Genomic DNA, 13,902 nt, shown 5'->3' with positions numbered 1-13,902 from the left:
AAGCAGATACAACTGTAACTTTGGAGACTTTGTAGAAACGACCTATCGAAAATATGTAGAGCAAAAACAACGTCAATAAAGGGGCGAAGAATCTCTTTACATAAAACTCCTTTGAAACACCTAAAGGATCAACCTTGCATGCCACCATTACACCCCAAGATTGTCGCGATTGCAGGAATAAACTTCAGTACGGAAAAAACCAGCGAAAAAAGAAAAGTTCGATATCTCCTTCCTCAATTAATAGGATTATGTCGACTTTGTCGAAAATCTTCAGTCTCGCTTGCGAAGAGGACGTTCTTGATCGCAATCCAATGCAATATGTGAAGGCCTTACCAGAACCACCGCCAAGGAAGCGTCTACTTACGGCCGATCAAAAGAAAGCACTTTGGAAGGAACTTGAATCCGATCATCTACTCTACAGGCTTGTCCAATTGGCGTTAACATGCCGTTGCTCAAGGCCAACTATTGGCTTTGAACGAGGAGGTGATTGATTTTGAGAACCAAAGGGTTTGGGTAATTGGTTCGAAGGGACGCCCTCCGCGATCCGTTCCGATCAATGCAACTGCGGCATCGGTATTACGCGATCTAATTGCCGACAAACAATTACCATTTCCAATTGTCGATTTCCGGGAAACGCTGGCATCCGGTTCTGATAAGAGACAAAGATCAAACAAGCCAGATGGAACTCGTGAAGAGAACTATCATTTTCACGATCTCAGAACCTACTTCGCTAGTGAATTGATTCGGAGAAATACAAATCCGCTGATAGTACAAAATCTTTTTGCGCATTCGGATATGAGCATCACAAATATATACGCGGAAACCGACGCGGAACTCATGCTTGAGGCAGTCAAGCGACTTGACGAAGGGGACGGAGAGGCATTGACTCATAACCAGTGAATGCATAGGAGTTTCTAAATACATCGGGATAATAATGTTGCTAAGCCGGCCGCAATGATTACAAGTTCGATTTCCACTTCTTATGCTTAGTCACCTATTTCAATCCACTTGTATCGATTGTGGCGGCTACCTTTGTCGTAACTACGGAGGTTGCTTTTCCATCAAAATGGATATCTAATTTGTATCATCGAATGCGGCGGAATTCTACCTTCTAAGACTCAAGTTTCCTGAGCAACATTTCGAACTTCCGATTGCTTCCGCAAACGCCCTTCTCGTTGGTTTCGGAAGTCTCGACGGCGTGACGGAAGCTTTCGGTGGTTCGGCGTCGATCAATCGCTCGATCTTCGCATCGTAAGCCCAAGGCTCTTCCGGTGTAATCCACGTACTCGAAAATGGCAGTCTTGTTCTGCGGTGCAATGGATAAGGTGAACACTTTCGTCGCTCGTCGCCTGTATTTTTCGATCCGGGCGACTTCTTTCGAACGGCGAATTAGTTCGGTGGAAGGAACTCCTATCGCCGCAGTTCCAACGATGACAACATCCGCAACAGCGAGGGCCTGCCGCCGGATGTTTCCCCAGTTAAGCTCTGACGATCTGATCTCCCGCAGAAGTTGGCTGATCGCACGCAGTACCTCACTTGGTAAACCGAGCAGATCGAATCCAACCTTCCGGGAGTGATCGTCACCGGTGGCACGAAGCAGAGCTAGGATCTCCCCAATCTCGGGCGGTACATCCAATGCAATTTTAGGTTCGTCTGCGGTCAGGCCACGTCTGAAGATCATTAGATCATCGAACACGGCTGAGAATCCGCCAATCGAAATGGCGTTGAAATCCGGTGCCGTGCTTCTCCCAGAAATACGGACGGGCGAATCGTGTGTCGAGATAGGCTCCAAGGAAATCCAGCTCATCTACCAGAATGCTTACATTGAGCTTCTGCACCTCCAATCGCTTCTCGATGTAATGGAGAAACACGTCCGGATGCTGCGTAAACTCGGTCACGAAATCGAGATCAGCGATCGAGATGGAGAAAGGATACTCGTTTCCTCCGAACAACCCGAGATCGTTGAAAACCGCGAGAGTTGTTGCCAATCCCGCAAGCTGGTGCAAAGAGACCGTCATGATGAAGGTCTTATTGAGTTTTGATTTGTCTATTTGCAGCTTACGGCCGGTCTTGATTTCTGTAAACTCCGGCGAGTCGGTTGCCTCGATATAATCAGCCGCACGTTTCGCTTGCTCAAAAGCGTCCTGAACATTTCTTTTGATATCCGTCCGGAGCCGCGCAGCGTCACCAAGCTGACCTTCAATCCGAAACTGCTTGGCTTTCGCTTGCCCAAGATCAGGAATGGCCCCCAGGCGACGGCGATGTCGAGCTCGGTCGTCGCGCCTGCTCCCTTTCCTGGATCAGGGTATGAAAGTCCGTTGTAGATCGAGTTATCCGGAAAGATTCTCTTCAAGTATTGGATGGATTTACTCTCAAGCCATCTTCCTTTGTGAACTTGATACTTCGAGTCGTAAAAAGCCTGGTCCGACTTAGCTACAGCTTCAAGGGAGTCCCACAACGCATCCATTGCGTTCGCGATATCAACGAGGACGACGCGCCCGTCAGTTAGGAAATAGAGTGGGCGCTGTTTCACTTCCACAACGTCCGAGATATCCGCCCGATTTGCAAACGTCATCCCTATCAACTGCTCCAGTCCCTTCACCTCGGCATCAGTGAAACCTAGATTCTGGAGTTGAACTGGGTATTCGGCGAAGCCGAGTTCAGACAACTTCCGAACCCATCCGTAATGCATCGAGTGCTTCTTTGTCGGGAATGCACTCGCAAACTGGTGCTCCTCGGTCGAGCGGCGGTCGGCCCTGATCTTCCGCACGCGTCGCCATTCTATCTCGTAAATGAAGGCTTCTGCGTATACCGTCTCGATGTTGGATTGAATGAAAACGTTTCCGTGTTCATAGGTCCTCCATAGGGCCTCTTGTGCCCGGACCGGAGAGATTCCGATCTTTGCCATGAACCAGCCGTCAAATCGGCCCTGTACTTCGATAATCTCGTTTGCCGTCTGTTCCTGGTAGGCTGAACCGCGAACGATCCGCCTGGCGTTCGATTTTGTCTAACCAGCGACGTTGCAGGATCCACCTCTGTGCCAGCTTCAATAAGGAGACTGTTTGCCGCCAAGACCTTATCGCTCGCAGCTCTGCAGGTTTCCACTTCGACGGGTGAGATGTCCTCGTTGGATTTGCCAAAAAACGGATAGAGGTGGTACGCCAGAATCTCTGTCTGAACAGGCACCGTTCCGTGAGTGGCCTCGGACATTTCCGACGCGGGGCCAACCACCATCATCAGGAGCGTCGAAACAAAAAGCTTCTCCGCGTTTGCACGCCTCCCAATCTCTTCTACCGTCGCGACCTGTTCCGCCGCTTCCGACTGCATCTTTTCTATCCATTCCTGAAATCCATAACCTGCGAGCGAACGTTGTTAATGCCGCCAACGACTTTCTATTGGGAGCTCTAAAACCTGGCTTCCGGGAATCTTACCGTCAAGAGAAATGGCCCATCGCACGACAATAGCGTCCTATTGCCTCCGCTCCATTCTTCTACCCTCGCTGCAACTCATTCCAAGCCTGAAACTCGCTGGGGCGGACCTTGAACCGTGCGACATTTCCATCATGCAAGCTCACGATCTCCTGCTCGACCAGACTGAAGACCTCGTCTCGGTCGGTTTCTCCGATCGTGCTCTCATCGATTGAAGCGTGGATACGCGGCACCACATCGCTACCGGCAACGCGTTCGAGAATTATCGATCTGACAATCTCCTGGATCTGTGTCCGGTACCGCAGCTTCATAAGGTTGGGTTCCCCCATAGCTAGCTGAATCGCCGTGTATCGTTGTGAAGATCGGGTGTAGGCCCACAGGTATAGATCGCGGATCAGACTGACATCATTCCTTTCGTAAATACCGAGAAGTGCATAAACATAGGCATCCTTTATCGACGTCCGTGAAAGATAGCGGCCGGAGGTTTTTCTTGACCAGCGGGATGTTCGCGACGAGTCGCGCGGTCCTCTTGTTCACATCCTCGAATGCTTGAAGGTATGACAAGTGTACGATCGAAAATAGTGACTGTTCGAACGGATCTTCGATTAGGTTCATCTTTTCTATGAAGATATCGAAACACTCGCGGATCAGTTGTGGATTTTCGAGGGGAACATATGTCGAACCGCCAATCTCCACAATGATCGTTCGCAACCGCCCGGACGCGGCCGGATCCCCGAGCAAATTCTCCGAGAGAAGAGCGTGAACGCTACGGATCTCATGTGACGTGATCCCATCGTCTTCGACGGATTCAACTATGTACTCTATCGCCGCTTTATGGTTCAAGATCATTTGGGCTTCGGATACTTCCTTCCCGGTCGCCGTTTCGCCCAGTTCTATCAACCGTTTGGTCTCAAGCAGGGAGTAAGTGTTCCCCTCGAGCCGGCTGGAGTTCCAAGACAAATCGATCAACAGCCGATCCAGTATGTTTCGGGCGTAAGTTCCAGCCGGTTGAACGACCGCCTCGACCTGTCCAAGGGTCTTCAATTTTTCCCGGTGGTCGGCGGCGAGATAGAAGGTCTCGTTCGGTTCGTAGGAGAGCAGGAATTCGTGAATGTAACCGACGGGAGCTCGTTCGGCGAGAGCTTGAGTGACGTAATTCCATAACTCTTTCGATTCTGGCGAGACGTCGATCCCTTTAAGAAAATGGCCGATTTTTGACCCCGTCGTTTCGACGCGTTTCTCGTTCTCTTGAAGCACATCTGCTTCGGGCGTTTTCTCGGGCAGAACGTATACGCGTGAGCGTGCAGAACCTTTCGGAACGACTATGTTTTGTCTTGACAATGACGCCAAGGCTCTTCGAATCGCTTTGCGTTCGGTTTCATCGTTGGGAATCCCGGCTGCATCCGCGATTGAGCGGATACTAACCTCGTCCGCATTACTCAGCAATTGAATGATGAGGGCTTCCAATTCGGCTTTCTTTTCTCCTTTTTTTCATATGCTTCTTGGCGGTATTACAAATGGGACTTTTATATGTCCCATTTACCTAATTGGGACATTATATTTGCTAATTGGGACATTGTAAAGACAAATCGGGACATATGATGTGTCCCAATTAACTTGCTTGTGTCCCATTAGAGACTGATATGGGATAGTCTGATATGCTGAATTAGCAGATTCAGCCTGCATGATGAACCAATTAAGACGACTCAACATCCTCAAAGAATTTGCCTGGGATAGCCTGAACGATCCGGGATTTCTGGAGGATTCGGTGAGGGAGGAAATCATCGTACCCATCCTAAAAGGCTTGGGCTACGGACTTGAGCGACCTTACAGGATTATACGAAGCAAAAAGCTTCTACACCCTTTCGTTTCCATCGGCAGTGCGACCAAAAAGATCTATCTTGTTCCCGACTATCTTCTAGAAGTTCACGACAAGAATGCATGGATTCTGGAAGCTAAGGCTCCCACCGAGAATATCCTGAACACAAGCACGTCGAGCAAGCGTACTCCTACGCTATGCACAGCGAGATCCGGGCTCCTTACTTCGCTCTTTGCAATGGCAGGCAGTTTGTTCTCTACCACGTAAGCAAGCCCGCGCCGGTGCTCCAATTCGATACGAGGCTCATAGCGAGCTACTGGGACAATCTGGTCAAACTGCTCGGCCCGAAGACCGTATTGAGTTGTGACTTCGGCCTGAAAAGGATCTTGGGTTGCACCTTAAGCGACTCGGTTTTGGCGAGTTTTCGAGTTTAATCTTCCCGGCAGTTCCGATCCCTTTTATCGCGCATCTGGAGGAGGATAAATACAATTTCTCCCTAGGAATGAAACTCGATGAAGGTGAAGTGTACGTGGCATCCTTCGATTTCGGCAATGAGGTTATGCAGCAGTTACACGGAAGAATCCCTGAAGAAGGATTCCGTATTCTGACAAGGCCATTCGTGAACGACATCAGGCAGGTGATGTTCGACGCTTTCTATAAGCGTGAATGTCGATTGCCAAGTCGGAAACGATCTGGTCGAGAATGAGGATGAGATATTTCTTCCAATGTCAGTAAATCGATTCTACTAGCACCACGCCGCTGATCGGTGTTAGTGACTAGTTTTAAGCTTTGTCTCCAAATCCTTTCGCATTCTTTCTTCCAGATCGAGAGCTTTTTGCGGATTCTTCTCGAAGGCGATGGCGGGAATGTGGTCAAGGAATACTTCGCGAAGACCCATGTTGCGGAAGACTTCCCGGAACATATAGAGCTGACCAACTCTAGCCACGGTCTCTGCAGCAAGCTGATACATATCCTCCGTCAAGACCAGAAGTTCACCCGTGTGGATCGGGATCGAATTCCCGTCGCCGTCTCGAAATAAGAAAGTGTCCGTCTGCACGTTGTACGATAAGTAATCGTGCGTAGCACCATTACGCGTCCAGCCCACCCTATCATCGAACAGCTTGGGTAACCGACAGTTTAGAGAGCTGTGTGTGCTTTCAAGACATGATCTGTAACTTGATCTAATTGGCCACATTTTATTTAAGCTAGAAGTACATGTTATATTCAGTTAAATCCTACAGATAGAGTTTTTACGGTTGCAAAAGATTCCGTAATAGATCACTTAATTAGAAATGTCAGAATTCTTCGAAAAGCCCATACTGAATTCTCCGTACGACTATCCCGGTCGGCATTGGGAACTTGATCCTTCCGGTCAACCAACACAAAAAATCATCGACAGTCGTCGCCGAGCCGATTTTATTACTCCGATTCCGACCCCGAAGAAACGGAAAGGCTCACAGCAAGCAGAACTTGCTTTTGATGACGGAACTGGCTTATCCACCGACGAGCAGAAATATGATCCGACTTCGATCATTAATGAGGTTCGCGGTTACGTAGACGTTTGGCGTCAGTTGCCGAGTCCTTCGGATTGGAATGTGACGCCGACTACTGCCCAACTACTTCAATATTGGCGACACAATAAGTTCAACAGCATAAGACCCTTCTTTTGTCAGATCGAAGCCATAGAAGTGGCGATTTGGCTGACGGAAGTCGCGCCAAAACTCGGAGCTCGCGGAAAGAAATTCCTCGATCATCTAATCAACTCCAACAACGATGCGAATCCCGAAATAAATCGCCTTGCATTGAAACTCGCAACCGGTGCGGGAAAGACCACCGTGATGGCGATGCTTATCGCCTGGCAGGCAGTCAACGCTGCACGACATGAGAACAGTAAACAGTTCACACGGGGTTTTCTCATTGTCGCTCCCGGACTCACGATCAAAGATCGTCTGCGCGTACTTCAACCCAATGATCCCGATAGCTATTACAAGAACCCGTGAGCTAATCCCGTCCGAAATGCTTCGAGATGTCGAACGGGCAAAGATCGTCATCACGAATTACCATTCGTTCAAACTTCGTGAGCGAGTGGAGCTTTCAAAAGGCGGGCGTTCATTGCTCAAAGGACGCGGCCCCTGATCTGGATACAGCCGAGACCGAAGGTCAAATGATCCAGCGTGTTATGCCAGGCCTGATGGGGATCCGGAATATTCTAGTTATAAATGATGAAGCTCATCATTGCTATCGCGAAAAGCCGCCCACAGAAGACGTAGAAAAACTCAAAGGCGACGAAAAAAAGGAAGCCGAAAAGAATAATGAGGCTGCACGTCTCTGGATCAGTGGAATTGAGATAGTAAAACGCAAGCTAGGAGTAAGCCGCGTGATCGACCTTTCGGCCACACCATTTTTCTTGCGTGGCTCAGGTTATGCAGAAGGCACTCTATTTCCTTGGACGATGAGTGATTTCTCTTTGATGGATGCAATCGAATGCGGCATCGTTAAACTCCCTCGCGTACCTGTTGCCGATAATATACCCGGCGACGAGAATGCCAATGTTTCGCAACCTTTGGGAGCATATCAGAAGCCGTATGCCTAAAAGGGACGCGGCAAAGCTGAAAACCTCGACCCACGAGATCTTCCACCGCAACTGCAAACTGCCCTCGAAGCACTCTACGGACATTACAAAAAAACTTTCGATCTGTGGCAGGAAGCTAAGATTGCCGTTCCGCCTTGCTTTATCGTCGTCTGCAACAATACGTCGACATCGAAGCTCGTTTATGACTACATCTCCGGCTTCGAACGAACCGATGAAAACGAAGATACACAGTTTGAATTCGGTCGTCTGCCATTATTCCGAAACCATGACGATTATGGGAATGCATTGGCCCGGCCTCGCACTTTGCTCATAGATAGCGAACAGCTGGAATCAGGCGAAGCTCTTGATGACAATTTCCGAAAGATGGCCTCAGTTGAAATCGACCAGTTTCGTCGTGAGATCGTCGAACGAACGGGCGACCAGGAAGCGGCGAAGAATTTAACGGATCAGCAGTTGCTTCGCGAGGTAATGAATACGGTCGGCAAGCACGGGCGGCTCGGCGGTGACATTCGATGTCGTTTCTGTTTCGATGCTTACGGAAGGATGGGACGCAAATACAGTCACGCACGTACTTGGTGTCCGCGCTTTCGGTACTCAGCTTCTTTGTGAACAGGTGATCGGCCGTGCGCTCCGAAGACAGTCATACGAACTGAATGAAGAAGGGATATTCAACACCGAATATGCTGATGTGCTCGGGATTCCTTTCGACTTCACTGCAAAACCCGTAGTTGCTCCGCCCCAGCCACCACGTGAGACGGTTCACGTAAAGGCCGTGCGGCCCGAGCGAGATCATCTTGAGATAGTGTTTCCTCGCGTCAAGGGATTTCGTGTCGAGCTGCCTGAAGAGAGACTCACGGCTAATTTCAATGACGATTCGAAAATGGAGCTGACACCGGAACTGGTTGGTGCGGCTGAAACGGAGAACGCAGGAATTATCGGGGCTCCGGTAAATCTCAATCTCACGCATACGGGAGACGTGCGGCATTCGCAGGTCGTCTACGAACTTACATCACATTTGCTCTTGAACAAATGGCGTGATGAAGATGGCGAGCCGCAGATGCATCTATTCGGACAGTTAAAGCGGATCGCCTCCGAATGGTTGAATAGCTATCTCGTGTGCAAGGGCGGAACTTACCCGGCGCAGCTAAAGTACAAAACCCTTGCCGACATGGCTGGTTCCCGCATTACAGACGCAATTACACGGGCCCATATTGGGACTAATCCGGTAAAAGCTGTTCTTGATCCGTACAATCCCGCAGGTTCTACGATGCACGTAAATTTCACCACCTCGAAAACGACGCGATGGGATACTAGCGGTCCGCCGCCGAAGTGCCAACTCAATTGGGTGATCTATGACAGCGACTGGGAAGCGGAGTTTTGCCGCATCGCGGAAAATCACCCGAAGGTTATTTCTTATGTAAAAAACCGCAGCCTCGGGTTTGAAGTCCCGTATCGGTATGGCTCCGATATCCGCAAATACATTCCTGATTTCATCCTTCTTATCGACGACGGAAATGGGATCGATGACCCGCTGCATTTGATCGTCGAAATTAAGGGATATCGCGGTGAGGATGCAAAGGAGAAAAAGTCCACTATGGAAACATATTGGGTTCCCGGCGTAAACAATCTCGGTACTCAGGGTCGCTGGGCATTTGCGGAGTTTACGGACGTTTACGAAATGCAGATGGATTTCGAGGCAAAGGTCGAAGAAGAATTCAAGAAAATGGTTGAAGAGCAGATCAATAATTTATGAGCGAATTTCCAGTTAAGCATATTTCGATCCGGGTTCCTTGGCATGACAACAAATGGGATGGAACTGTATGTCGCGAACCTGCGCTCAACACATCGTGCCTAAAACTTATCAATATTGCAGACTCGAAGAACGAAACGCTCGAGGAAAGCAGAAAAGGGGAGTGCATACAGGATTTTAATTCTTCAGACTTGCCTCCGTGTGTAAAAGAACGCGGAACTTTCATGGCTCCTTTTTCTTTCACCCGATTTCATGATCACCCGTACACCAAGAATAGCAATGACTCGCATTCCCATTTTAAGCCTACGCCATTAAACTTCCCGGCTTATGGAGCGGCTGCCTTACCTTTTAGGTGGATGAACAAAAAGTTTGTGTTTGGTGATGATAACAATCGTGGATTCGTGCAAGGATTTCCCTCTTGAAGGCGTCGACGAACGGGTTGAACCAACATTCGAGAAGTTTACAACTAACTGGCTACAGGATTACCGCAATCATCGGTCCCTTCTTGATTGTTTTTGGAACCATGTCCGGCCGGAAGAATCTCTTGTTTTCTTCTATGCAAAACAAGTGCCGTTGGTTGAGGACGTGGGTAAACGGGTGATAGTAGGGGTTGGCCGCGTCAAGAGCATTGGAGCTCTTACCGAATATGATTACGATGGGAATCCTGACGGCAAGATTCGAAGCCTTTTATGGGAACGGATGGTTGTTCATTCGATCCGCCCGGATATGGTTGACGGGTTCTTGATGCCGTACCATGAAGCACTCGAAAGTTCTGAGGATGGAATTGCCTTCGACCCGGCCGAGGCAGTTGCATATGCTCCTGAAGATCGTTTTGACGAATTTTCATACGCTACCGAACACGTAAGCCACGATGCTGCGATCAGTGCTTTGCTGAGCTGCCGGGCGGGATTGCTTAAATCGAGTGAGTTGTTCAACTTTGATTCGAGCAAACAAGAACGGTGGATCGACAATGAGTTGGGCCGCTTAGGCAAAAGCGGGGCCCCTTTCCGGCTTCGGTTCCATTCTGTCCTCGACTGGGGTCGCGATGGGAAACTTTATTGGTCAGGTTTTGTCTGACCGGGTTGGAGAGAACGGGAGCGTCTGGGACGAATGGGATCAAACACTGAACGATCCAGAATCTTTCCTGCCCAAAGAACTTAGCCGGCATATCGACAGCACGATAGCCAGATCGTGGCAAGTAATGTCGGCGGAACGCCGCAGCTTCCTTGAGCTGTTGAGTCGGATCGATTTGTCGCTGGGTCAAGCAAACATCATCACGACGCCCGAAACGCGAAAGGAGTACGGTATTGAGGGCGCCTTACGACATCGCCGATCGACATTGATAAGGGTTGATCGTGGAATTTTCCCCGACAGGCTTCGTGCGAGAGAAATTTCCCATACCAGAACCAGCCCATGTGAAGACCGCAGTTGACAGCCGCCGGCTTCGAGCCTTGTGCATTCGCGAGCTTGAACGTGCGACGAACTTGGGCCACACGCTGCTTTCCCGAGAATCAATAATCACGAATCTTCGCAAGGGGGACGCCGAGCGGGAAGAAAGTCTAAACGTGACTGGCGACCTACTTGCCGTTGCCGAGGAAGTTTCGCTGACGAGATGCAAAGTTGTCGAAATGGCGGATGGGTCACCTGCTTACCAGCTCGGCCGTTATGCTTCTGCTGGAGACCTCGTTCGTTCTACAGTCTTAAAACGTTTCGACGCCGAACGCCACCAGATCGAGGCTGATTGGAGTGCATTGATTGCGAATAAGCTCGGGGCACTGCCTATTGACGACGACGAGCGGGTTCGCGAGGAGCAAGCGTGCACTGAGAAGGCCGCGGCTTTGAAAGAGGTTGCTGAGTCGAGGCTAAGTGTTTTGATCGGACCGGCGGGAACGGGAAAGACCACTCTCTTATCGATACTGTGTAGACATACCAATATTACTGATCAGGAGTGGTTCTGCTCGCTCCTACGGTAAGGCAGGGTCAGGATGGAGGCGATGGCAAGAGAAAATGGTGTTGAGAATTTCAAGGCATTTACTCTCGCTCAATTTCTAAACCGTTCAGGCAGATACGATGGGACGACCGGGCGTTATCTGTTGACCGGCAAAGAGGGCACGATGGAAGGCCGAACCGTCATCGTAGACGAATGTTCAATGCTAACCGAAGAAATGATGGCAGCCTTGATCGAGGCACTGAAAGGCGTTCATAGGTTGATCCTGGTTGGCGCCCCGCGACAGTTGCCACCGATCGGTGCCGGACGGCCGTTTGTCGATATTATTGCTCAGCTCACGCCAACCAATATCGATCAGGCATTTCCGAGAGTCGGCAAATCATATGCTGAATTGACCGTTCCAAGGCGTACGAAAGGGGCGGCGCGATGACCTGCAGCTCGCCTCATGGTTTGGTGATATCAACGGCTCCCGGCGAAGATCAGGTTTTCGAGATCTTGTCTGAAAGCGCGAGGGAAACCACATTCGCTTCGTTCAATGGGAGACCCCGGATGAACTGGAACGTTTGATTCCAGAGGTGCTGTCGCGGGAACTTGATTTTGACGCAAGCCTTGAAGAATGGCAGGCGTTTGCAACGAGTCTCAGGCGGTCCTCGACAACGGCGGTTCGGCGTGGTTCAACGTTGAATGGGGCGACCGGCCGAGGTGCCGGCAAGCTGCCAAAGCGTGGCAGATATTGTGTCCTGTCCGACAGAAACCGTGGGGCGTCGATACGTTGAATAAGTTCATTCATCGACGCTACAAGTCGGGAACTCTGGACCAGGCAAGGATGCAAGTCTATGCAAATCAGCGTAAGATCCCAAAGCCGATGGGCGATGACCAACTTGTATACGGCGACAAGGTCATGAACAACCGGAATAGTTCGGTCTACAAGAAAAAGATCTATCCCGAACCTGCCGAAACGTACGGATATCTCGCTAACGGCGAGATAGGAACGGTCGTAGGCCACCGAAAGACGAAAAATAGAAATTGGGCTCCAAACGAAATGGAGATCGAATTCTCGACCCAGCCTGGTCGTGTATTCAAGTTTAATAATTCCGATTTTAGTGATGAACGTGGTGCCAGTCTTGATCTTGCCTACGCATTGACCGTGCATAAGGCTCAGGGAAGCGAGTTTGAAATTGTGTTCCTTGTCCTTCCTAAATCGCCATTGATGTTGACCAGGGAATTGATCTATACGGCGCTCACACGACAGCGTAAAAAGGTCATTGTGCTCCATCAAGGTTCGGCTACCGATCTGCAAAAGCTGAGTGCCGAAGAGTATTCGTCAACCAAGGCGAGGCTCACAAATCTGTTTGTTGCGCCTACGCCGATAAAGGTAGGCAAAGGTTCCTCGAACGCAACCTTATACATATCACTGTTCGCGGGAAGCTGTCCGGTCGAAGTCAGAGGTGATCATAGCGAATCTGCTTCACGCAAAATGTTCACCATGGTTATGAAACGCCTTTGGAGATCGGCGGCGTCACAAAATATCCCGATTTCACTATTGAGGATGATGATACGGGCATCTCTTACTATTGGGAGCATTGCGGAATGCTTTCGGATCAGGATACAGGGCACGGTGGGCTGAAAAGCAGGAGTGGTATCGCGAAAACGGCATATTGCCGGCAGAAGGGGCGGCGGGCCCGAACGGTACGCTGATTATTACCGAAGAAACGCTTGCCAGCGGATTTTCTTCGCAGAAAGTTGATGAAATGATCTCGACCGTCCTTAAAAGCTAGATCGGCACTCTCGCTTTTTACCTGCAATTGAAATTATGGCAAAGGTACCTAATAGAAAAACCATCGAGACCTTCAGGCATGATGAGGCTAAACGGCGCAACATTCCTACGGCGGAACATGAGTCGGTCATGCTTGACACGGACAAGACGCCGATCCAGGTTGCGTATGAGCGGCGGAATCGCGATCTGGACCCGCAGCTTGTTTGGCGAGGAAAGGATGAGCAGGACTGGTCTGATCTAGTGGTGCAGGCGCCGCCGCTCTATATTCAGGAGAAAGTACATCCAAAGGTACTGATAGATGATCTTCGGCGACGGACGGAGAGGACTGAGGAAAAGGAAGAGATACAAAACGCTCTTTTTGCTGATTTGTATGATTCGTTCAACGGCATTGATGATGCGGCGAAGACCGATTTCTACAAGCACGATCAGAACTGGTCGAACCGGATGATCCTCGGCGACAGTCTGCAGGTGATGGCGTCTCTCGCTGAACGCGAAGGACTCCGCGGACAGGTGCAGTGTATCTATTTTGACCCCCCGTATGGCATTAAATTAAAAAGCAATTTCCAATGGTCGACTACTAGCCGCGA

The 13,902-nt window shown here is 49.9% G+C and carries 12 protein-coding genes and 3 pseudogenes; 9 read left to right on the top strand and 6 right to left on the bottom strand.

Annotation, left to right across the window (positions count from 1 at the left end):
• Positions 1–462: 462 nt before the first annotated feature.
• Positions 463–900: pseudogene (locus IPG22_06855) on the top strand (tyrosine-type recombinase/integrase).
• 211 nt (positions 901–1,111) lie between these two features.
• Here the strand turns inward: IPG22_06855 and IPG22_06850 are convergent.
• From IPG22_06850 to IPG22_06830, 5 genes are all read right to left on the bottom strand, one after another.
• Entirely contained in the window at positions 1,112–1,681 is a 570-nt protein-coding gene (locus IPG22_06850) for a hypothetical protein (GenBank protein ID MBK6588009.1), read from the bottom strand.
• Positions 1,682–1,685: 4 nt separating this feature from the next.
• Complete coding sequence (locus IPG22_06845) at positions 1,686–2,018, bottom strand: hypothetical protein (GenBank protein ID MBK6588008.1); 333 nt, start codon at positions 2,016–2,018, stop codon at positions 1,686–1,688.
• 29 nt (positions 2,019–2,047) lie between these two features.
• Positions 2,048–2,908: a hypothetical protein gene (locus tag IPG22_06840; GenBank protein MBK6588007.1), complete on the bottom strand. Its 861-nt coding sequence runs from the start codon at positions 2,906–2,908 to the stop codon at positions 2,048–2,050.
• A gap of 582 nt (positions 2,909–3,490) precedes the next feature.
• Positions 3,491–3,739, bottom strand: coding sequence for a hypothetical protein (locus IPG22_06835; protein MBK6588006.1), 249 nt, complete (start codon positions 3,737–3,739; stop codon positions 3,491–3,493).
• Positions 3,740–3,833: 94 nt separating this feature from the next.
• Positions 3,834–4,895 carry a Fic family protein gene (locus IPG22_06830; protein ID MBK6588005.1) on the bottom strand — a complete coding sequence of 354 codons (1,062 nt, stop codon included), beginning with the start codon at positions 4,893–4,895 and terminating at the stop codon, positions 3,834–3,836.
• A 220-nt stretch (positions 4,896–5,115) separates the two neighbouring features.
• Here IPG22_06830 and IPG22_06825 point away from each other — a divergent pair.
• Positions 5,116–5,996 (top strand): annotated as a pseudogene (locus IPG22_06825) (type I restriction enzyme HsdR N-terminal domain-containing protein).
• A gap of 20 nt (positions 5,997–6,016) precedes the next feature.
• On the opposite strand, the gene IPG22_06820 reads toward IPG22_06825, so the two are convergent.
• Complete coding sequence (locus IPG22_06820) at positions 6,017–6,304, bottom strand: hypothetical protein (protein MBK6588004.1); 288 nt, start codon at positions 6,302–6,304, stop codon at positions 6,017–6,019.
• A 235-nt stretch (positions 6,305–6,539) separates the two neighbouring features.
• Between IPG22_06820 and IPG22_06815 the strand changes: the two are divergent.
• From IPG22_06815 to IPG22_06785, 7 genes and pseudogenes are all read left to right on the top strand, one after another.
• Positions 6,540–9,593 (top strand): annotated as a pseudogene (locus IPG22_06815) (DEAD/DEAH box helicase family protein).
• A 378-nt stretch (positions 9,594–9,971) separates the two neighbouring features.
• On the top strand, positions 9,972–10,667 hold the full coding sequence (locus IPG22_06810; protein ID MBK6588003.1) for a hypothetical protein: 696 nt from the start codon (positions 9,972–9,974) through the stop codon (positions 10,665–10,667).
• Positions 10,636–11,022 (top strand): hypothetical protein, encoded by a 387-nt coding sequence (locus IPG22_06805; protein MBK6588002.1) that lies wholly within the window; start codon positions 10,636–10,638, stop codon positions 11,020–11,022. Before IPG22_06810 ends, IPG22_06805 begins: the two co-directional genes overlap by 32 nt.
• Positions 11,006–11,563: a hypothetical protein gene (locus IPG22_06800; protein ID MBK6588001.1), complete on the top strand. Its 558-nt coding sequence runs from the start codon at positions 11,006–11,008 to the stop codon at positions 11,561–11,563. The genes IPG22_06805 and IPG22_06800 overlap by 17 nt, the downstream gene beginning before the upstream one ends.
• Positions 11,564–11,584: 21 nt before the next feature.
• On the top strand, positions 11,585–11,968 hold the full coding sequence (locus tag IPG22_06795; GenBank protein ID MBK6588000.1) for an AAA family ATPase: 384 nt from the start codon (positions 11,585–11,587) through the stop codon (positions 11,966–11,968).
• A gap of 186 nt (positions 11,969–12,154) precedes the next feature.
• Entirely contained in the window at positions 12,155–13,165 is a 1,011-nt protein-coding gene (locus IPG22_06790) for an ATP-binding domain-containing protein (GenBank protein MBK6587999.1), read from the top strand.
• A gap of 186 nt (positions 13,166–13,351) precedes the next feature.
• Positions 13,352–13,902 (top strand): site-specific DNA-methyltransferase (locus tag IPG22_06785; GenBank protein ID MBK6587998.1); only part of this gene is annotated, 551 nt, incomplete at its 3' end.

This window comes from Acidobacteriota bacterium, assembly GCA_016703965.1.
Lineage (GTDB): Bacteria > Acidobacteriota > Blastocatellia > Pyrinomonadales > Pyrinomonadaceae > OLB17.
The sequence above is the reverse complement of the archived record's forward strand: the minus strand, read 5'-3'. Positions and strand labels throughout refer to the sequence as shown.

Coding starts and splice junctions, on each gene's coding strand:
- IPG22_06790 (MBK6587999.1), top strand. CDS start 12,155: ATGGCAGGCGTTTGCAACGAGTCTCAGGCGGTCCTCGACAACGGCGGT.
- IPG22_06795 (MBK6588000.1), top strand. CDS start 11,585: ATGGCAAGAGAAAATGGTGTTGAGAATTTCAAGGCATTTACTCTCGCT.
- IPG22_06805 (MBK6588002.1), top strand. CDS start 10,636: ATGGGAAACTTTATTGGTCAGGTTTTGTCTGACCGGGTTGGAGAGAAC.
- IPG22_06850 (MBK6588009.1), bottom strand. CDS start 1,681: ATGATCTTCAGACGTGGCCTGACCGCAGACGAACCTAAAATTGCATTG.
- IPG22_06810 (MBK6588003.1), top strand. CDS start 9,972: ATGATAACAATCGTGGATTCGTGCAAGGATTTCCCTCTTGAAGGCGTC.
- IPG22_06835 (MBK6588006.1), bottom strand. CDS start 3,739: ATGAAGCTGCGGTACCGGACACAGATCCAGGAGATTGTCAGATCGATA.
- IPG22_06845 (MBK6588008.1), bottom strand. CDS start 2,018: ATGACGGTCTCTTTGCACCAGCTTGCGGGATTGGCAACAACTCTCGCG.
- IPG22_06840 (MBK6588007.1), bottom strand. CDS start 2,908: ATGGCAAAGATCGGAATCTCTCCGGTCCGGGCACAAGAGGCCCTATGG.